The 20,773-nt window shown below is 30.1% G+C and carries 20 protein-coding genes; 16 read left to right on the plus strand and 4 right to left on the minus strand.

Translation table 11 applies throughout. The features are described 5' to 3' along the window. Positions 1-22 precede the first annotated feature (22 nt). Positions 23-787 (minus strand): alpha/beta fold hydrolase, encoded by a 765-nt coding sequence (locus MED152_RS07150; RefSeq protein WP_015481191.1) that lies wholly within the window; start codon positions 785-787, stop codon positions 23-25. Continuing rightward, positions 787-1,500, minus strand: coding sequence for a pyridoxine 5'-phosphate synthase (locus MED152_RS07155; RefSeq protein WP_015481192.1), 714 nt, complete (start codon positions 1,498-1,500; stop codon positions 787-789). Before MED152_RS07155 ends, MED152_RS07150 begins: the two co-directional genes overlap by 1 nt. Before the next feature lie 60 nt (positions 1,501-1,560). Here MED152_RS07155 and MED152_RS07160 point away from each other — a divergent pair, with 60 nt between their 5' ends. The 8 genes from MED152_RS07160 (at position 1,561) to murI (ending at position 9,515) form a co-directional block, all read left to right on the plus strand. Continuing rightward, the gene (locus tag MED152_RS07160) at positions 1,561-2,220 is read left to right on the plus strand and encodes a CBS domain-containing protein (RefSeq protein WP_015481193.1); all 660 of its coding nucleotides are present in this window, start codon (positions 1,561-1,563) and stop codon (positions 2,218-2,220) included. A gap of 32 nt (positions 2,221-2,252) precedes the next feature. Beyond that, entirely contained in the window at positions 2,253-3,152 is a 900-nt protein-coding gene (locus tag MED152_RS07165; protein ID WP_015481194.1) for an NAD kinase, read from the plus strand. Positions 3,153-3,258: 106 nt separating this feature from the next. Then, a complete protein-coding gene (locus MED152_RS07170; RefSeq protein ID WP_015481195.1) occupies positions 3,259-3,936 on the plus strand; it encodes a DUF6089 family protein in 678 nt (225 codons plus the stop codon). A 3-nt stretch (positions 3,937-3,939) separates the two neighbouring features. Then, complete coding sequence (locus MED152_RS07175; RefSeq protein WP_015481196.1) at positions 3,940-4,683, plus strand: isoprenyl transferase; 744 nt, start codon at positions 3,940-3,942, stop codon at positions 4,681-4,683. Beyond that, positions 4,652-7,222 (plus strand): outer membrane protein assembly factor BamA, encoded by a 2,571-nt coding sequence (gene bamA / locus MED152_RS07180; protein ID WP_015481197.1) that lies wholly within the window; start codon positions 4,652-4,654, stop codon positions 7,220-7,222. Before MED152_RS07175 ends, bamA begins: the two co-directional genes overlap by 32 nt. Positions 7,223-7,287: 65 nt before the next feature. Continuing rightward, positions 7,288-8,112, plus strand: a complete 825-nt coding sequence (locus tag MED152_RS07185) for an OmpH family outer membrane protein (protein ID WP_015481198.1) — start codon at positions 7,288-7,290, stop codon at positions 8,110-8,112. Positions 8,113-8,150: 38 nt separating this feature from the next. Next, positions 8,151-8,657 carry an OmpH family outer membrane protein gene (locus MED152_RS07190; protein ID WP_015481199.1) on the plus strand — a complete coding sequence of 169 codons (507 nt, stop codon included), beginning with the start codon at positions 8,151-8,153 and terminating at the stop codon, positions 8,655-8,657. A 66-nt stretch (positions 8,658-8,723) separates the two neighbouring features. After that, positions 8,724-9,515 carry a glutamate racemase gene (murI, locus tag MED152_RS07195; RefSeq protein WP_015481200.1) on the plus strand — a complete coding sequence of 264 codons (792 nt, stop codon included), beginning with the start codon at positions 8,724-8,726 and terminating at the stop codon, positions 9,513-9,515. Here the strand turns inward: murI and MED152_RS07200 are convergent. Both MED152_RS07200 and MED152_RS07205 read right to left on the minus strand, forming a co-directional pair. Beyond that, on the minus strand, positions 9,512-10,495 hold the full coding sequence (locus MED152_RS07200; protein ID WP_015481201.1) for a type IX secretion system membrane protein PorP/SprF: 984 nt from the start codon (positions 10,493-10,495) through the stop codon (positions 9,512-9,514). The two genes, murI and MED152_RS07200, sit on opposite strands and share 4 nt — an antisense overlap. Positions 10,496-10,671: 176 nt before the next feature. Continuing rightward, entirely contained in the window at positions 10,672-11,448 is a 777-nt protein-coding gene (locus tag MED152_RS07205; RefSeq protein WP_015481202.1) for an XRE family transcriptional regulator, read from the minus strand. Between the two features lie 52 nt (positions 11,449-11,500). Here MED152_RS07205 and dinB point away from each other — a divergent pair, with 52 nt between their 5' ends. The 8 genes from dinB to MED152_RS07245 all read left to right on the plus strand — a co-directional run bounded on the left by dinB (position 11,501) and on the right by MED152_RS07245 (position 20,730). Next, on the plus strand, positions 11,501-12,715 hold the full coding sequence (gene dinB / locus MED152_RS07210; RefSeq protein ID WP_015481203.1) for a DNA polymerase IV: 1,215 nt from the start codon (positions 11,501-11,503) through the stop codon (positions 12,713-12,715). Positions 12,716-12,718: 3 nt separating this feature from the next. Continuing rightward, complete coding sequence (locus MED152_RS07215) at positions 12,719-15,742, plus strand: DNA polymerase III subunit alpha (protein WP_015481204.1); 3,024 nt, start codon at positions 12,719-12,721, stop codon at positions 15,740-15,742. 78 nt (positions 15,743-15,820) lie between these two features. Then, positions 15,821-16,285: a hypothetical protein gene (locus MED152_RS07220; RefSeq protein WP_015481205.1), complete on the plus strand. Its 465-nt coding sequence runs from the start codon at positions 15,821-15,823 to the stop codon at positions 16,283-16,285. A 144-nt stretch (positions 16,286-16,429) separates the two neighbouring features. Then, positions 16,430-17,044, plus strand: a complete 615-nt coding sequence (locus tag MED152_RS07225) for a YiiX/YebB-like N1pC/P60 family cysteine hydrolase (RefSeq protein WP_015481206.1) — start codon at positions 16,430-16,432, stop codon at positions 17,042-17,044. Further along, positions 17,031-18,134, plus strand: coding sequence for a serine hydrolase (locus tag MED152_RS07230; RefSeq protein ID WP_187288756.1), 1,104 nt, complete (start codon positions 17,031-17,033; stop codon positions 18,132-18,134). Before MED152_RS07225 ends, MED152_RS07230 begins: the two co-directional genes overlap by 14 nt. A 354-nt stretch (positions 18,135-18,488) precedes the next feature. Beyond that, the gene (locus tag MED152_RS07235) at positions 18,489-18,923 is read left to right on the plus strand and encodes a cupin domain-containing protein (RefSeq protein WP_015481208.1); all 435 of its coding nucleotides are present in this window, start codon (positions 18,489-18,491) and stop codon (positions 18,921-18,923) included. A gap of 413 nt (positions 18,924-19,336) precedes the next feature. Then, positions 19,337-20,368 (plus strand): HNH endonuclease domain-containing protein, encoded by a 1,032-nt coding sequence (locus tag MED152_RS07240; protein WP_015481209.1) that lies wholly within the window; start codon positions 19,337-19,339, stop codon positions 20,366-20,368. Next, positions 20,365-20,730 (plus strand): HIT family protein, encoded by a 366-nt coding sequence (locus MED152_RS07245; RefSeq protein WP_015481210.1) that lies wholly within the window; start codon positions 20,365-20,367, stop codon positions 20,728-20,730. Before MED152_RS07240 ends, MED152_RS07245 begins: the two co-directional genes overlap by 4 nt. The last annotated feature ends 43 nt before the right edge of the window (positions 20,731-20,773 follow it).

A 20,773-nucleotide genomic window follows, 5' to 3' on the forward strand; every position in this document is an offset into this window, starting at 1 on the left:
CTTGTTTTATGGCTCCTCAATGTTATTGTAAAAATTCACAAACTTCTTTGTAAAAATCTTTCGGATTTTCAGCATGTAACCAATGCCCAGCATTTTTTATGGTTACAACTTTATGATTTGGAAAATGATTGTTGATAATCATTTGTTCTTCAGGAATAATATAACCCGATTTTTCTCCTCTTAAAAACAACGTCGGTTTAGAAAAAGTAGCGTTTGCAGGCAAAGCTTTACCTACTTCTGGGTTATTTTCTGTTAACGATTGTAAATTAAATCTAAAGTCTAACACTCCTTTTTCTTTCCAATAAACATTCTTTAGTAAAAATTGTCTAACTCCGAATTCTGGAATGTATTCAGACAATTGTTTATCTACTTTACCTCTTGTATTTTGCAGAGTAAAATCAATAGAATTTAAACCCGCTAAAATTGCATTATGATGAGGATCGTAAGCTTTTGGTGAAATATCTACAATAATTAATTTGGCTACCAATTCTGGATATTTAGAGGCGAATAACATCGCTGTTTTTCCGCCCATAGAATGCCCAATTAAATACACATCATCTAACTGATGAAAATCTATGTAATTGTAAATATCTTCTGCCAACAAATCATAATTAAAAGCAGCTGTATGAAAGCTTCTACCATGATTTCTTTGATCTATTAAATGCACTTGAAAGTCCTCAGAAAATTGATTACCCAAAGTTTTCCAGTTATCAGACATTCCGAAATAACCATGTAAAACCAGTAATGGTTTCCCTTCTCCTAGAATCTGTGAGTGTAAAATATCCATTATTGCAACCTATGTAAATACATATTTACCACATTTTCTAGGCCCAAGTATAAACTTTCTGCTATTAAGGCATGCCCTATTGAAACCTCTGCTAAATTAGGAATGTTTTGCTTAAAAAACTGAATGTTGTCTAAACTTAAATCGTGCCCAGCATTAATTCCTAAACCTAAATCATGAGCTAAAATAGCTGCTTCAGTATAAGGTTTTACAGCATCTTTATTACCTTTATCAAATTGGCTTGCAAACTCTTCTGTGTACAATTCAATTCTGTCTGTTCCTGTTTTTGCAGCAGCTTCAATAAGCTTTGCATCAGTATCAATAAAAATAGAAGTTCTTATTCCATTTTGTTGAAACTCGGCTATCACTTCCTTTAAAAAAGATTGATGTGTAATGGTATCCCAACCAGCATTAGACGTAATTGCATCTACAGCATCTGGCACTAAAGTAACTTGCGTTGGCTTTGTTTCTAAAACCAAATCCATAAAAGATTGTATAGGATTGCCCTCTATATTGAATTCTGTAGTTACAACACCCTTTAAATCTCTTGCATCTTGATAACGAATATGTCTTTCATCTGGTCTTGGATGAATGGTAATACCCTGTGCACCAAAACCTTCAATATCTGTGGCTACTTTTAATAAATTTGGCACATTACCACCTCTAGAATTACGTAAAGTTGCTATTTTGTTAATATTTACACTTAACTTTGTCATGGTCTAAAATTAGACTACAAAGATAATTTATTAAATCATTTTATCCTATATTCGTAAAGCATGAATATTAACGATTACATCTTAAAAGAAATAAAAGCGTTTCATTTAAAAGACACTGTAAAAAAGGCGCAAAGACTCTTTAAAAATTACCCTATAACACATTTTCCAGTGGTAGAAAATAATAAATTGTTGGGTTCTTTTTCAGAAGATGATATTCAAACTTTAGAAAACAAAGAAGAAGAATTAGTTGCACATTCTTATCTACTAAATTCGTTTTTTGCAGATGAAAAAGCCACAGTTTTAGAGTTATTAAAGATTTTTGCAGACAATAACACTACTATAATTCCTGTTTTGAATAAGGATAAAAATTACATGGGTTATTATGATTTGTGTGATGTGTTAGACGTGTTTTCTACAAGCCCTTTTATGATTGAAGAAAGCGAAACCTTAATTGTAGAAAAACTAGAGATGGATTATTCTATGGGTGAAGTTTCTCAAATTGTAGAAGCGAATGGTGGTAAGCTACTTGGTGTTTATATTTCAGAAAAATCGAACGATTTTGTGCAAGTTACCTTAAAATTTGTTTCAGATGAAATTAACGAAATCATACAAACGTTTAGAAGGTATGACTATAAAATAGTTTCGAATCATGAAAATGATATTTATTTAGAAGACCTGAAAAACAGATCTGATTATTTACAGAAATATCTAGAAATGTAAATTTTATATTTAAAATTTTAAAACAAACTAAAGTGAAAAAAGTTGCTATTTACGGTCAATCTTACTCCATTTCTGCAGAGAAAGAGATTCAGATTTTATTAAAAGTATTGCAACAACACAACATTGTATCTTTTATAGAAAAAAAGTTTTATGATTTACTAGTTCAAGGAAATATCTTAGATAAAAAATACCCAACATTTTCTCACTTTTCCGATTTAAACTCATCTTTTGATGTACTATTTACTTTAGGTGGAGATGGAACAATTTTAAGAGCAGTAACTTATATTAGAGATTTAGACATTCCTATTTTAGGAATTAATACAGGTAGATTGGGCTTTTTAGCAACCATAAATAAAACTGCCATTGAAGAAAGTGTCAACCTAATATTAAATGGAGATTATTCTATTCAAGAAAGAACTTTATTAAGCGTAAAAACGAGTCCAGAAACAACCACTTTTTCCGAATTAAATTTTGCCTTGAATGAAGTAACTATTGCTAGGAAAAACACGACTTCTATGATTGGTGTAAAAACCTGTTTAAATGAAGAATACCTTACCAATTATTGGGCAGATGGTTTAATAATAGCAACACCTACAGGCTCTACAGGCTATTCATTAAGTTGTAATGGCCCTGTAATTTCGCCAGATTCTAAAAACCTGGTAATTACACCTATTGCACCTCATAATTTAAATGCAAGGCCCATGGTTATTGCAGATGATACTCAAATTAAATTAACGATAGATTCAAGAGAAAAAGACTTTTTAATATCTTTAGATTCACGCATAACAACAGTAGCAAAAAACACTGTAGTTTATATAGAAAAAGCATCTTTTACCATAAAAAGTATCATCCCTAAAAATCAATCTTTTTTACAAACTTTGAGAACTAAATTACTTTGGGGAGAAGATACCAGGAACGAAACCAATCTTTAACCCTTTAGCAACAATAAATTACTTAATTTTTAGTTATTCAGAAAAGACTGAATATTAACTTTATTAAGCAAATTGAAATCCCTATATTTGCTCGCTATTTTTACGGATGAAAAAAAGTATATTATTAATCATTTTTGTAAGCCTGTCTAATGTTTTAGTAAGTCAGGTATATGAAGCAGGAGTATTTATTGGTGGTTCCAACTATGTTGGAGACATTGGAAGAACCAACTACATTTACCCCAATAAAATTGCAGGAGCTGCATTTTTTAAGTACAATTGGAATCCTAAAATAGCACTAAGAGCAACCTATAGTTATTTGCCTATTGAAGCAGATGATTTAGATGCAGATACAGATTTTAAAAGAGATAGAGGGTTAAGTTTTTCTAATACCATACATGAGTTAGCCATTGGTTTAGAATACAATTTTTACGAGTATGATTTATCATCATCAGATAAAACTTGGACACCTTACATCTTGTTAGAATTAGCTGGTTTTAATTACCAATATGTAGTATCTGAACCAAGACCACAAGAATTTATTTTTGATTCTAAAAACGGTTTTGCAGTTCCTTTTGGAGTTGGTTTTAAATCTAAATTAGTTGGTGATTTAGCATTTGCTGTAGAAGCAAAATTTAGATATACTTTTGATGATGATATCGATTATACTTCATCAAACGTACCTAGATTAGATATTGGAGATAATAATAGTGATTGGTATATGTTTACAGGAATTTCTTTAACCTATACCTTTGGAAGACCAGCTTGTTATAAAAACGGACTGTAAAATATGGATAAAAAACTACACATTGATTTACTGAAAACACCAAAGCATGTTGCCATAATTATGGATGGTAATGGACGTTGGGCAAAAGGTAAAGGAATGAATAGAATTTTTGGTCATAGAAATGCATTAACTGCTGTAAGAGAATCTGTAAAAGCAGCCTCACAAGTTAATGTAGAAGCCATTACTTTATACGCATTTTCTACAGAAAACTGGAACAGACCCAAACTAGAAGTAGATGCTTTAATGAGTTTATTAATAAACTCATTAAAAAAAGAACTACCCGAATTTATGAAACAAGGAGTTAAAGTTAACTCAATTGGTTCTATAGATAATTTACCCAGTAAGGCACAAAAAGTTTTAAAAGATGTTATTTTTGAAACCAGAAATAACACAGATATTGTATTAACCTTTGCACTAAGCTATGGCTCTAGAGAAGAAATTGTTAATGCAATCAAAAACATATCTAAAAAAGTTGTTAATAAAGAACTTAATTTAGAAAAAATAGATGAAAATACTATAAATAATCATTTATATACATTTAATTTGCCCGATGTTGATTTAATGATAAGAACTAGTGGAGAACAACGCATTAGTAACTTTTTATTATGGCAAATGGCATATGCTGAACTATATTTTACAAATGTACTTTGGCCAGATTTTAGACAAGAACATTTCTATGATGCCATCATAGAATATCAGAACAGAGAAAGACGATTTGGAAAAACAAGCGAACAAATTACAGAGTAAATTTTACACAAAATTATTTTCTGTTGCACTAGTGCTATTTGCACTATTTTTTGGTTTTAGTGCTAATGCACAAACACAAAATGATTCTATAGCTAAGAATAATACTGCCTTTGAAAAAGGTAAAGAATATATTTTAGGAGGCATTTCTGTAACTGGCCTAGTTAAATTTAGCGAAGAAACTGTAAAAGTATTTACAGGTTTAAGAAATGGCCAAACCATTAAGTTACCAGGAGACAAACTTACAAGTGCCATTAAAAAACTTTACGAAAGTAAACAGTTTAGCAATGTAGATGTTTACTTGGCAAAATTAGATGGCAATACAGTTTATTTACAGTTTGATGTACAAGAACTACCAATGCTTAAAGATGTTTCTATTGTTGGTGTAAAAAAATCTAAAGCCAAAGAATTATTAAAAGAAGCTGAATTAAAAGAAGGTGCCATGGTTACAGACAACCTTGTGGTAACCACAAAAAACTACTTCACTAAAAAATATACAGATAAAGGATTTTTAAAAACCAAAGTAACTTTAGATACCAGAAAAGACTCTTCAGACATTAATGTGGTAAACATGAATGTTTTTATTGATAAAGGCTCTAAAATCAAAATTAAAGACATCAACTTTACTGGAAACGAAGCTTTATCAGATAAAAAATTAAAAAAGGCCATGAGCAATACCAAAGAGAAATTTTTGGGTCGTTTTTGGAAAGGATCTAAGTATATAGAAGATGAATATCAAGAAGACTTAGAAAGCATTTTAGACAGATACAGCAGATTAGGATATAGAGATGCCAGAATTTTAAGTGAAGGTATTTCTTGGAACGATGACAACACTATAGATATTAATATTGAGTTAGAAGAAGGTAAACAATACAGATTCTCAGAAATTGTTTTTGTTGGTAACAAAGAATATACTGATGATGAATTGATGAAAGTGCTAAGAATTGACAAAGGTGATGTTTACAATGGTGCTGTTTTAAAAGAAAGAGTAAAAGGTGATGGTTCACCAACATCAGAAGATCTATCTACACTTTACCAAGATAGTGGTTTTCTTTTCTCTCAAGTAAATGCTGTTGAAACCAAAGTAGAAAACGATTCTATTACAGTAGAAATTAGAATTCGTGAAGATGAAAAAGCACGTATTCGAAAGGTTACAGTTTCTGGAAATGACAAAACAAACGATCATGTTATCTTTAGAGAGCTAAGAGTAAAACCAGGCGATTTATTTAGTAGAAGTAACATTATACGTTCTATTCGTGAAATTGGTCAGTTAGGTTTCTTTGACCAAAATGTAACTCCAGATGTTGTTCCAGATTACACTAATAAAACTGCAGATATTAACTTTAACGTAGTAGAAAAAGGTGGTAGCCAAATTGAATTGCAAGGTGGTTATGGTGGTGGTTCCTTTATAGGTACTTTAGGGTTATCATTCAACAATTTCTCCATTAAAAATATCTTTAAAAAAGAAGCATACACTCCTTTACCAATGGGAGATGGTCAAAGCTTATCTTTACGTTTACAATCAAGTAGAACGTTTAATACTTATAGTTTCTCATTTACAGAACCTTGGTTAGGTGGTAGAAAACCAAAATCATTATCATTCTCTGTTTATTCATCAAATCAATTTCAATTAGATCCTCAAACTTTTCAAGTTGATAGAGATCGTAGTTTAGGGATTATTGGTGCATCTATTGGTTTAGGACAACGTTTAAAATGGCCAGATGATTATTTTCAACTTTCACAAACCATCAGTTACCAAAGTTTTAACTTAGATAACTACGGCTTTAGAGTTGGTGCTAATGTACTAGATAATGGTACTTTAAATAACTTATCTTATAGTGCAACCATATCTAGAAACTCTGCAGGACCAAGTTTAATTTTCCCAACTTATGGATCTGAATTCTCTTTTGGTGTAAAAGCAACTTTTCCTTACTCATTAGTAAATAATAAAGATTATTCTATTGATAGTGGGTTGAGCCAAGAAGAAACAAATGCACAAATTGCAGAAAAATACAAGTGGTTAGAATACTATAAATTAAGTGCTAAAGGTAAATGGTACACTTCATTTACAGACAAATTAGTGTTAATGACAAATGCAGAAATGGGCTTCCTAGGTTACTATAATTCTGATGTAGGTTTATCACCATTTGAAAGATACTTTGTGGGTGGAGATGGTATTGCCGTTTTTCAATTAGATGGTAGAGAAGTTGTAGGTTTAAGAGGTTATGAAAACAACCAATTATCTCCATTAGAAGGTGGTTCTATTTATAACAAATTTCAATTAGAATTAAGATATTCTATAACAGATGCACCTTCTGCCTCTATTTATACTTTAGGATTTGTAGAAGCTGGTAATTCTTACGACAATTTTCAGTCATTTAATCCGTTTGAATTAAAACGTTCAGCAGGAGTTGGTATAAGAATCTTTATGCCTGCCTTTGGTCTATTAGGTATAGACTTTGCGCATGGATTTGATCCTTTACCAGGTTTTACAGAAAAATCGGGCTGGCAAACGCATTTTATCATTGGAAGACAATTCTAAGAAAACAGTACATTTGTAATGTCGAAAGTTTTTTTGGCACGGTTTTTTCTAAATACATTATACAAATGAAAAAAATATTTTTATTAGTCGTTCTTTTATTTAGTGTCTCTTCAATCTGGTCACAAAGAAATCAAATTATTGCTTATATGGATATGGAATACATTCTAGAAAATGTTCCAGAATACATTCAAGCGCAAAATACTTTAGATGCCAAAGTTGCCAAATGGAGAAAAAAATTAGATGATCAGGCAAGACATATAGAAGTATTAAAATCTGATTTGGCAAATGAAAAAGCCATTTTAACCAAAGAGTTAATTGAAGAAAAGGAAGAAGAAATTTCAATTAAGCAAGTAGAATTAAGAAGGTTAGAATCGCTTTATTTCGGTCCAAATGGAGATTTATTTCTTGTAAGAAAACAATTGGTTAAGCCAATACAAGACCAAGTTTACAATGCTGTACAGAGTATTGCTAAGAGAAAAAACTACGATTTTGTTTTTGAAAAATCTAGTGATTTAGTAATGCTATATTCGAATAAAAAATACGATATTAGCGAACTTGTTTTATCTACCATAGACAGAACAAGATTACAGGAGCAGAAAAAAGAAGAAAGAAACAAGAAAAAAGCTGCGCCTAAGAAAGAAGTAACCAAAGTTCAACAAGAAAAAATAGAACAAAAAGAAGCGTTACAAAACAAAAAAATTGAAGCTGTAGCTAAGAAAATAGCAGAACAAGAAGCTAAGAAAAAAGAAATAGCAGACAAGAGAAAAGCTTTAATGAAACAAAGAGAAGAAAAAAGAAAACTCTTAAGACAGAAAAAAGAAGAAGCTAGAAAAAAGAAAGAAGAGGAAAAAAAGGAAAAAGAGAAAGAGAAGAACAAAGAAGATAATTAATAACAAGAGACAAGAATAATAATTAAATTAAAACAAGAATGAAAAATTTTAAATCGTTACTATTAATTGCTGTATTTACATTAGGGTTTGGTGGTGTTGCAAATGCACAAAAGATGGGTCATATAGACTTTGAAAAATTAGTAGCTGAAATGCCTGCAACAAAAAAATTAAAATCAGATATTGAAAAGTTAGGTAAAACTTATCAAGACGAAGTTGAAGGTATGGCTAAGAAATTGGATGCTAAAATGAAAAAATACACCCAAGAGCAAAATACACAGACTAAAGAAATAAACGAAATTAGAGCAAAAGAAGTTCAGCAAGAAAACCAAAGATATGAGCAGTTAAGACAAACTGCATATCAAGACATGCAACAAAAGCAAGCTGATGGTTTAAAACCAATTATTGAGAAAGCTCAAAAAGCAATTGAACTTGTAGCTTCTGAAAAAGGTATTTCTTATGTATTTGATGCATCTATGGGTAAAGGACTTTTAGTAAAGAAAGGTGAAGACTTATATGCTGCTGTAAAAGCAAAATTAGGTTTCTAAACATATACCTTATTAAATTATTAAAAAACCTACTTTTAAAGTAGGTTTTTTTATTTTTACAGTAGTATGAAAGCAAATCAAAATCCTATTGGTTTTTTTGACTCTGGTATTGGTGGCACCTCTATTTGGAAAGAAGTCACAGCACTCTTACCTAATGAAAGTACCATTTATTTATCAGACAGTAAAAACGCACCTTATGGCACTAAAAATAAAGATTCCATTCTTGATTTAGCTATCAAAAACACCGAATTTTTGCTTAATAAAAATTGCAAACTAATTGTGGTTGCTTGTAACACTGCAACTACAAATGCTATTGATTATCTAAGAGCAAATTATAAGATACCATTTATTGGTATAGAGCCAGCCATAAAACCTGCTGCTCTTAAAACAAAAACTAAGAGAATTGGTATACTTGCTACAAAAGGCACTTTAAATAGTGCTTTATTTGAGAAAACAGCAAGCACAATAGATCAACAGATTATTGTTAAGGAAACTATTGGTACTGGATTGGTAGAACTCATAGAAGAAGGGAAAATAGCTTCTAAAGAAATGGAGCAACTTTTAGCAAGTTACATAAATCCTTTAGTAAAGGAAAATATAGATTGTTTGGTTTTAGGTTGCACACACTACCCCTATTTAATTCCTGCTATTCAAAAAATTACAGGCAATCAATTAGAAATTATAGATTCTGGCCAAGCAGTAGCCAAGCAAACCAAGGCCATTTTACAACAACATGATTTAATGCATAATGGTTCAGCTTCTGCAAAGCATGAGTTTTACATCAATAAAGATAAAAGTGTTTTAGAAAGAATACTTAGCTCAGTGACTTCAAAAACTATCACAGAAACAGATTTTTAAAATCCGCCAAAAGCAGCATTAATGTTCGGACATGCTGCAGCTCTAGGCTCTCTCGTCCATAAATTTACACCTACAGAAATTTGATGAAAACCAGTGTTTGTTAAAACAGTTTCGTTCATTTGATTCGTGTATGTATATGAGAATAAAAAGTTCTGATAATTGATACCTACGATTGGCGATAAAAACTGAGCATTTTCTATAGCATTTGCATCAAAACCTCTTCTGTAAGAAAGTGCTGCCCAAAATTGAGTTTTTGAAAAGTTCTTGTAAGCTTTTAAATTAAAATCTGCAATTCGTTGACCTGTACCTTCTCTAAATTGTAACATGACAGATGGTTCAAACTGTACAAATAAATCTTGGCCAAAATAATATCCTGCAGAAAATATGTAGTTTCTTAAATCTAAAGGTTCTTGAACATTTAGATTGTTCTTAGCTGTAAGTAATAAATTTTTTACGGTAAAATACGATGAAAAACCTCCATAATGATAAGCAACACCAAAATCTGCATTGTAGTAACTAGTGCTTTCTACAATAGCAGCAACTGCAGCATCTCCAGTAAAAGTAGTTTGATCTGATTGATTTTGAACAAACGTAAAAGACAATCCAAATGAAAGCTGATTAAAAAGCCTATCATTACTCATTGGCAAATGGTAGGCATAAGTTGCCTGCACTCCTTTTTGAGAGTGAAAACCATTCTTATCATTAAACAGAACCAAACCATAGCCAGCATTAGAATACTCGCCAAATTTAGTGTGAAAACTTAACGTTTGTAATGAAGGTGCATTAGGTATACCTGCCCATTGTTGTCTTGCAGTTAATCTTAATTTACTTGAATTACCAATTCCTGCAGCAGATGGATGAACCAAATACACATTATCAGATAAATAGTCTTGATAAATTGGTAAAGTTTCTTGAGCATTCCCTTTTAATGAGAAAATAAATGCTACCAAAAAGAGAATCCTAAAAGAGAGTAACTTCATTAAAAGCTAAATTATTTTTTTTGAATTTCAAATATATTCAATTTAATAAGAATATTTTCTTTATCTACAAAAGTTTAACACAATATAAAACTCTTAAGAAAGGCTTTTATTATAATTTGCTATAAAATGATTTTTCTTACAACCTATTTGTATAAATGATAAATAAAACTAACCTTCTATTTTAAGTATTGCTTTTTTAAAGACGATAACTCTACTCCTAAGTCTTGAAACATATTTATAATACTGCTAATTTTTAATTCGTGCTCTTCATATTCTTGTGTATTAATGCTACAAGTAAACTTCCATAACTCTAAAACCTCAGAAATTGGTACTTGATATGATTGGTAAGAAGGATTGTCTGGCTTTAACAAAAAACACCCCTTTTCTTCAATAAGGTTTTCTATTCTTTTATAAGTCATACCATCATTTTTAGTTACAATGATATACGAATACCCGCTTTTTGCATTTTTAATATCTTCTACAAATTCAGCTACTACATAAGAACCATCTTTCATGGGTAACATAGAATCACCCTTAATAGGAAAAGCCCTATGTTTTCCTGTAGGTAAAAAAGGCAATTTAATTTTTTCTAACTGCTCAATGTATTCAGGATCATCATAACCTAACAAATACCCAGCAGAAGCTTTTGCTGGTATTACTTCTATAAGATTTTCATTTTCACTATCTACAGTTATTGGAAACAAAACACGCTTATTACCAACCTCTATAAAAGACACATCATTGGCTTTTGTTAAATCGTTTTTTATGATAATGTCAATAGGAATTTTAAAATATTTAGAAAAATCTATCAAAAATTCTATGGTTGGAGATGACCTATTTTCTTCATAAGAGCTTATTCTAGATCTTGTTACAGATAATTCTTCTGCCAAAGCTTCTTGTGTTAACTTTTTAAGATTTCTTAAATGCTTAATGTTTTTTGATAAAATATTCATAATGCTACAATATTGAGCAACAAATGTATGAATTTGTAGCTAATTTTGTAGTGTGAATAAACATATTTTACATCTTGATTTAGATACTTTTTTCGTTTCCTGTGAACGATTGATAGATAGTAGGCTTAAAAAAAAACCGCTTTTAGTTGGTGGTACAGGAGACAGAGGTGTTGTAGCTGCTTGCAGTTATGAAACTAGAGCTTTTGGCATACATTCTGGCATGTCTATGAAAATTGCCAGAAAACTTTGTCCTGAAGCAGCTGTTATTAGAGGTAATACAGGTATTTATTCTAAATACTCAAACCTTGTTACAGAAATTATTAGTGATAAAGTTCCTGTGTTTGAAAAAGCAAGTATTGATGAGTTTTATGCAGATTTATCTGGAATGGATGCCTTTTTTGGGAGCTACAAATATGCATCAGAATTACGCCAGAAAATTATAAAAGAAAGTGGTTTACCTATTTCTTTTGGCTTATCTCAAAATAAAATTGTTTCTAAGGTTGCTACTGGAGAAGCAAAACCCAACAACCAACTTTTAATAAATAAGGGTTTTGAAAAAGACTTTTTGGCTCCTTTATCTATTAAAAAAATTCCTTCTGTTGGTCAAAAAACTTATGAAGTTTTAAGAAATCTAGGGGTAGATAAAGTAAAAGTAATACAAGAAATGCCTTTAGAAATGATGATAAGCGTTTTAGGCAAAAATGGTAAAACCATTTGGAAACGTGCTAATGGTTTAGACAATCCACCAATTGTAACTTATCATGAACGTAAATCATTATCTACTGAAAGAACTTATAATAAAGACACTATAGATGTAAAAAAGCTAAAAGAAACCATTTTTGCAATGGCAGAAAACTTAGCCTATCAACTTAGAAAAGGTAATAAACTAGCCTCTGTTTTTAGTGTAAAAATCAGATATTCAGACTTTAACACATACAGCAAACAAATAAAAATACCTTATACAAGTGCAGATCATATTATAATACCAACCGTTTTAGATTTGTTTCAAAAACTGTATCAAAGACGTTTATTAATACGTTTAGTAGGCGTAAAAGTATCAGATATTGTAAACGGAAATTATCAAATTAATTTATTTGATGATACTCAGCAAATGCTAAACCTATACAATGCTATGGATACTGTTCGTGACAAATATGGTGAGTTAAGTATTATGAGAGCTTCTGCAATGGGTGCAAAAACAATAGGCAGATTTAGCAACCCTTTTAATGGAGAACCTCCATTAGTTTTAGCCCACAGAAAACAATAATGTATGTATTTAAACTGCCATACATATTACTCCTTACGTTTTGGAACCTTTTCTGAAACAGAACTTTTACAACTTGCTGTAAAAAATAATATCAACTGTATTGCACTTACAGATATTAACAACACCTCTGCTTGCATGAACTTTGTACAACAGGCAAGAAAAACAACTATTAAGCCTGTAATTGGTGTAGATTTTAGAAATGGAAATTCGCAACAATTTGTGGCTATTGCTAAAAACAACAAAGGTTTTCAGCAAATTAACGCTTACCTATCTTCTTTTTTAGAGTCGAAAACCAATTTTCCAAACAAGCCAAAATATTTAGCTGATGTTTTTATTGTGTATCCTTTTGAGAAAGCTCTAGAACTTAATTTAACCTCGTTTAAAAAGAATGAATTTGTAGGTGTTTCTGTAGCCGAAATTAACAAGCTTCGTTTTTCTTATTTAAACAATTACAAAGATAAAATTGTAATTCAGCAACAAGTTACTGTTCGTAATAAAAAGGATTTTAATGCACATCGTTTACTAAGAGCCATCGATAAAAATATTCTACTAAGTAAATTACCCAAAACCGAAGAATGTTTAGAAACTGATATTATGTTTGCGTATCAAGACTTAAAAAATCATTTTAAAGATTTTGAGAACGTAATACAAAATACAGAAAACCTACTAAACCAGTGTACCATTAACTTTGGCTTTAATGAAAATAGAACCAATCAAAACCTAGAAGTATACACCAATTCTTTTGATGAAGATTGCCAACTATTAAAAAAACTATGTGCAGAAAATTTAAAAAAGAGGTATGCAAATCCTACAGAAAAAGTATATAATCGTCTTGAAAAAGAACTTAAGGTAATTATAGACTTAAAGTTTGTATCCTTCTTTTTAATTAATTATGATATTATTTCTTTTGCCAAAAGAAACAACTTTTTTCATGTTGGTAGAGGAAGTGGAGCCAATAGTATTGTTGCCTATATTATTGGCATAACAGATGTAGATCCTATAGAATTAGATTTGTATTTTGAACGTTTTATAAATCCTTTTAGAGCATCTCCTCCAGATTTTGATATCGATTTTTCGTGGAAAGATAGAGACATAGTTACCAATTATATTTTTAATCGTTTTAAAAATGTAGCACTTTTGGCCACCTATGTTACTTTTAAATATAGAGCTGTTGTAAGAGAACTTGGTAAGGTGTTTGGTTTGCCAAAAGAAGAAATAGATAAATTAAGCAAAGGGGTTTCTACGCTTGGTAATTATTCTAGATCTCAAAAACTAGCAAATACTACAAATAACTTAAATAAAGAAAATAAGAGTCAGTTTGATTCTATGGCTCATCTCGTTTTAAAATACGGAAAGTTAATAGAAGGTTTTCCAAATTACGTGAGTGTACATTCTGCAGGAATTTTAATTTTAGACAAACCCATTCATTATTTTTCTGCAACAAGTTTGCCACCAAAAAATTTTCCAACAGTGCAGTTTGATATGAATATTGCAGACGATGTTGGTATTTTTAAATTCGATATTCTTGGTCAGCGTGGTTTGGCAAAAATAAAGGATGCCTTAATTTTAATTAAAGAAAATAACCCTAATGATCCTGAAATAGATATTACAGATATTGAACGTTTTAAGAATGATAATAACATAAATAACCTCTTAAAAACAGGAGGTGCAATTGGAGCTTATTATGTAGAGTCGCCTGCAATGCGTGGTTTAATGCAAAAACTACAAACAGAAGATTATTTAGGTTTGGTTGCTGCAAGCTCTATCATAAGGCCAGGTGTTTCTAGTTCTGGAATGAAAGATGAGTTTATTAAAAGACACAGATACCCTGAACATCGAAAAAATGCAAACCCTATTCTACTTAAAATAATGCCAGAAACATATGGAGTGATGGTTTATCAAGAAGATGTAATGAAGGTTGCCAATCAGTTTGCAGATTTAACGTTGGGTGAAGCAGATGTTTTACGAAGAGGCATGAGTGGTAAGTACAGATCTGTATCAGAATTTAAAGCCGTAGAAAATAAATTTATAGAAAATTGCAGAAAAAAAGGATTTAAAGACGAACTGATTTTTGAGGTTTGGAACCAAATTAAAAGTTTTGCTGGTTATGCTTTTGCTAAAGGGCATTCTGCATCTTATGCTGTAGAAAGTTATCAAAGTTTATTTTTAAAATGCTACTACCCTATTGAGTTTATGACTGCAGTTTTAAATAATGGTGGTGGATTTTACTCTACAGAACATTACATTCACGAAGCAAAAATGCGTGGAGCCACAATTGAATTGCCTTGTATAAATACTAGCGATCATCCAAACATTGTAAAAGGTAAAACAATCTATTTGGGTTTTGGTTATCTTAAAAATTTAGAACATCTTCTAATAGAGCGTATTTTAAGTAATCGTCAAACTGAAGGTTTATTTAATTCTTTAGATGATTTTTTAGACAGGGTATCTATATCTATAGAACAACTAACCATTTTAATAAGAATAAATGCTTTTAGGTTTACAAAAAAACCAAAAACAACTTTGTTATGGGAAGCCACCTTTAGAATTAATGGTACTAAAAAAAACGAGCTGTTGAGTCAAGTAAAACTATTTGCAGTTCAACATCAAAAATTTAAAATACCAAAATTAGAAAATCATTGGTTAGAAGATGTTTACGACCAATTAGAATTGTTAGATTTTACAACATATAATTATTTTTCTTTGGTTGTAGAAGCATATCATAAACATATAAAGGCAAAAGAAATGCATAAATACGCAGATAAGAATGTACTTCTTTATGGCAAACTTGTAACTACAAGATATAATAAAACGAGTAAGGGTAAATTAATGAGATTAAGTACCTTTATAGATGCAGATGGTAACTATTTTGATGCTGTTCATTTTACAAATGTGGTACACTTATACCCAATAAATGGTATGGGTATTTATGCTTGTTATGGTAAAATTACCAACAGATTTGGCTTTTGTAGTATGAATATTATTAAGTCTAAAAAAATGAGTATTGCTCTAAATCCTCGTTCTTAATATCAATTTTATCATCTCAAATTTTATTCATAAAATTTTTTAACCTATTATGAGTTTACAGTATAGTAAATCAATAAAATGAACAGAAACCTTAATACAAATAAAGCCTTATACTTTGGTCTATTTTTTATGGTAGCCACTTTTTTTAGCTGTAGTATTCCAACCAATTTTTACATTCAAAACTTAACGAATAAAACTCAGAAAATTAAAATTTATCACGGCTTAAAAAGCGGGTCAAATTTAGATGATGTACTATTAAATTCGTTCACACTTTACTACAGGAATGAAATTGTAAATCCTAAAAAATTCAAAGAAATTCAAAATGATTTAACCTTAAATTTTACACAACCTACAGATTCTACATTGGTTGTTTATTTAAAACCAAAGTCTACCACACAAATTGTAAAAACTAATAATTATAGATGGGTAAATTGGTTTATTAAAAGTGTAACTATAGCAGATAAAAACATAAACGTTTCGCAACTAAGAGCAGCTTCTAAGAAAATGAAACATGATTATGTTTATATAATTGAAGAACCTTAAGCCAATCATAAAATACTTTAATTTTAGACCAATTCATTAAGGTATTATTTCATAAATTCGATGTTCAAATAACTCATTTAAACCAAAAAAGTGACTAAATTTTCTTTACCCAAACTCCTTTTAATTACTATTAGTGTCCTGTTTATGCATTGTACAAATAACAAGCAATTTCAATTAAATGAAGGAGATTTACTTTTTCAAAATACTGGTACAGACGAAATAGATAATGCCATTAAAGATGTTACAGCTACTGCAATTGCTAAAAACTATTCTCATGTTGGCATTGCAATGCAAGAAAACAACCAATGGTTTGTGGTAGAAGCCATACCTAAAAAAGGCGTTCGTAAAACTCCATTGAATGAATTTTTAGCAAGGAATAAAAATAAAGACAATAGATCTCAAACCACAGTAGCTAGATTAACCAATTACTATGCACCTTATATTTCTAGAGCAATTCAGTATGGTTTAGAAAGGGTAAACACACCTTATGATGAAATTTTTCTTTGGGATGATAATTCTTACTACTGCTCTGAATTGGTGTATAAAATGTTCTCATCACAAAACCTCCCTAAAGATTCAGTTCCATTTCTTACACACCCAATGACCTTTAATGATAAATCTGGCAAACCTATGTCTAGTTGGGTTAAATACTATAAAGAACGTAACCATGTAATTCCTGAAGGAATTGAGGGTACAAACCCCAACTTAATGGCCAGTAGTCCTCACCTAACGTTTGTTCATGACTATGAAAAAGAATAGAAAAACAATACTATTTTTCATCCTAAGTTGTGTCTATTTAGCAAGTTACGCTCAACAAAAATATACATATAAACAGCCAATAGAACTGAATGATGGTTGGAAAACTAACAGCATCATTTCTCAAAAAACAGATACTACTTTAATACACAAAGCATTTACACAGTTATTAAATCGTGAAAATGATATTCATAGTATTTTAGTTATTAAAAACAATGAGCTAATTATCGAAGAATATTACAAAGGTTTTTCGATTAATAAACCTCATGATTTAAGGTCTGTTACTAAAAGTATTGTATCAATTTTACTAGGTATTGCCATTGACAAAAAAATTATTGATTCAGTTGATGATCCAATATCAAAGTACCTCAAAAAACCAATTCCTCAAAAAAATATTGACAGCAGAAAAGATGAAATTAGCATAAAACATTTAATAACGATGTCTAGTGGTTTAGATTGCAATGATTGGGACAAAATCTCTAAAGGACAAGAAGATAAAGTCTATAAAAAAAGAGATTGGCTACAATACACTTTAGATTTACCTATAATTAATGACCCAGGTACAACAGCAACCTACTGCACAATGGGTGTAATTTTAACAGCAGAATTAATTAGTCAGGCCTCTGGCTTAACCATTGATGAATTTGCAAAACAATATTTATTTAACCCGTTAAAAATTGATGATTTTTACTGGAGTCATACTTCTAAAAAGCAAGTTATTTCGTCAGCAAAAAGGGTTCATTTAACCTCTAGAGATTTAGCTAAAATTGGTCAATTGGTATTAAATAAAGGGGCTTGGAATGGCAAGCAAATCGTATCTAAAGATTGGATTGAAGCATCAACCACACCAAAAACCAAAATAACAAGTTTAGATTATGGTTATTTATGGTGGAACATTCCATTTAAAATTAATAACGAAGTTTTACATGCAAAAATAGCCACAGGAAATGGTGGTCAGTACATTATGGCTTTGCCCTCACTAAATATCGTTGCAATTTTTACTGGTGGAGCTTACAATTCTCAAAACGATAAATTACCATTTGCTATTTTGAATGATATCATTATACCTACTTTTTATCAAGCAAAAGAATAAATTTTAAGTTGGTAAGCGCTATAAAGTTTTCAGAATTACCTATAATCTTATTATCTTTTTAAGTAAATTTGACTGTAAATCAAGCATTTATTCTATATTTTTATTAAAACAAAACAATAAAAAAGTTCAATTTGTTCTGCTTACCAATATTTTGAAGAAGATGCAAAAGCAATTTCAGAAGAAAGTAAATTGATAGATTTTGTAATTTTAGATAAAAAATCCGCTTAAAGTTAATCGAGAAAATATTAAAGATATCATTGATTTAGAAACCAACAAAGAAAGTAAAAGCTAAAAATTAAATATTATTTAAACCTTAAGGCTTAACTATAAAACATGGATTTAAAGAAAATATAAATGAAAGAACAAGAAATAATTAGAAAAGGTGAAGGAAACAGCTACGATTATTCTCAAGATCATTGTTTTGTTAAACTAGCTTCAACCGAAACAAATGGTGAGCTATGCATAGTTGAAGATACATTAAAACCAGGTTTTTACCTTCCTAGACATCATCATAAAATAATGACGGAAGTCTTTTACTTTTTAGTAGGTGAGGTAAAATTGATATTCGATGATGAGACAATAACATGTAAACCAGGAGATACTATTACTGTTCCTCCAAATATTTGGCATGCAGCAAGCTGCGAAAAAGGAGGTAAAATGTTAACTATTTTCAAAAATGGTCAATTTGATTTATATCTAGAAAAACTATCAAAAATGACAGCGAAAGAATTCGCAGATGCTGAATTAATGAAAGCTATTTCTGCAGAATTTGATATTTATGAAGAATAAAAAGGAATTACAAACTAAATCTTAAAAACCAAAAAACGGATTGTACGTAAACAATCCGTTCTATTATTGACTTTAAAAGTAGTAGCGGGAACTGGACTCGAACCAGTGACCTTCGGGTTATGAGTTTAACGAAAACCCTTATTTTATAGGCGTTTCAGCGATATTTTGATTAAATCGTGTACGAAATCGTGTACTCTAATTTTTAATAAATTTCTCCTCAAATATAAGTAAAAAAGTTGCAGTAATTTTCAAATTTATTGAGCGTTATTTTATATGTTTCATCTCAGAGATAAAATAAGTTGAATCTAAAATTCATCGTTAAAAAAAATAAGAAACCTATATTATACGAATTAACGATTTAATTTATATTGATAATTTTTAATAATAAGTCTGTACTTTCGATATTTGAAACTATGAACCTCCCTTTTGACAAAAACATCTCAGTATCTAAGCTAGTTTCTATCTTTAGAAGTACGAGTGCTACTTATAAGTTTTACTGGTTTTGGGCTATTCTTGAAGCTATAGAATCAGGTAAAAAAAGAATTACAAAAAGAGAAATATTTGCTAGAATGATTTCTTTGTCTTGGTATACAGTCAATTATTTTAAAGTTTCATTTGGTAAACAAGATGTAATACAAAGTGCTGTAGAGCAAATTAAAGAATTAGAAAGTTTAAGTATTGATTCTTCTCAGGAACATATACTTTCTACTTTATTAATTACTAAAAATAAAGAAACAGTATCACTACTAAATCATTTTGATAATAATGTACCCCATAAGTTTTTAAGTCCTTGGTTAGGCTCAGGTAGTAAGTCTGAAATTTATGATAAATCAAATGATAAATTTGAATCTGTTCCATATAGATTAGAAAAAGAATACATTAAAATTTCTGATAAATGGTTGCCTTATTTTAAGGTTCACATTGCACTCTTAAAAACTTATTGTTATTGGAATCTAACCCTTTTTCTACAATCAAGAAACCCAAATGTACCAGACATACCTAACAAAATCAATAGACCTATTCAAAGAGGTAGTTTGAGCACCCATAAAACAAGATTTTGGGATTTAGTAATCACTGAAATTGGAGCGGTTAATTGTATTTATACTAATAAAACTTTAAAAAAGGGAGGATATGCTGTAGAGCACTTTATACCCTATCAATTTGTTGCTCATGATTTAATGTGGAATTTAATTCCTGCTGATAGTAGTTTTAACTCAAAAAAAAGTGATAAGCTTCCTAAATTTGATGATTATTTTGATTCCTTTTATGAAATACAAAAAATGGGGTTTGAGATTGTAAAAACAATAAGACCAAAAAATAAATTTTTAGAACACTACCTTCCTTTATTTCCTAATCAAATATTTGACAAAAATAAATTTGAAGATCACATAAAACCTATGTTAAGTATAGCTCATAATAATGGGTTTCAATATTTAGAAATATGATTGATTTTAACCAAATTCCTAAGGAGAGAATTATTTTTAATAATGAATTATTCTTTATTATTAAAGATAAATTCCCAGTTTCTCCAGGTCATCTTTTGATAATTTCTAAGGGAATCAAAAAGGATTTCTTTGAATTATCTTTAGAAGAAAAAGAGAAACTTCCTAAAATGATAGATAAAGCAAAACAGCTAATAAAACAAGAATATAATCCTGACGGCTATAATATTGGTATGAATTGTGGAGATTCTGCAGGGCAAACTGTATTTCATTTTCATTGCCATATTATTCCAAGGTATAAAGGTGATATGGATAATCCACGTGGAGGTGTAAGAGGTGTAATACCTTCAAAAAGGAAGTATTAGCCAAATAATTTAAAAAGTATAGTTCTAGCCAACATTCTTAAAC

It is taken from the genome of Polaribacter sp. MED152, assembly GCF_000152945.2.
In the GTDB taxonomy this organism is placed as follows: domain Bacteria; phylum Bacteroidota; class Bacteroidia; order Flavobacteriales; family Flavobacteriaceae; genus Polaribacter.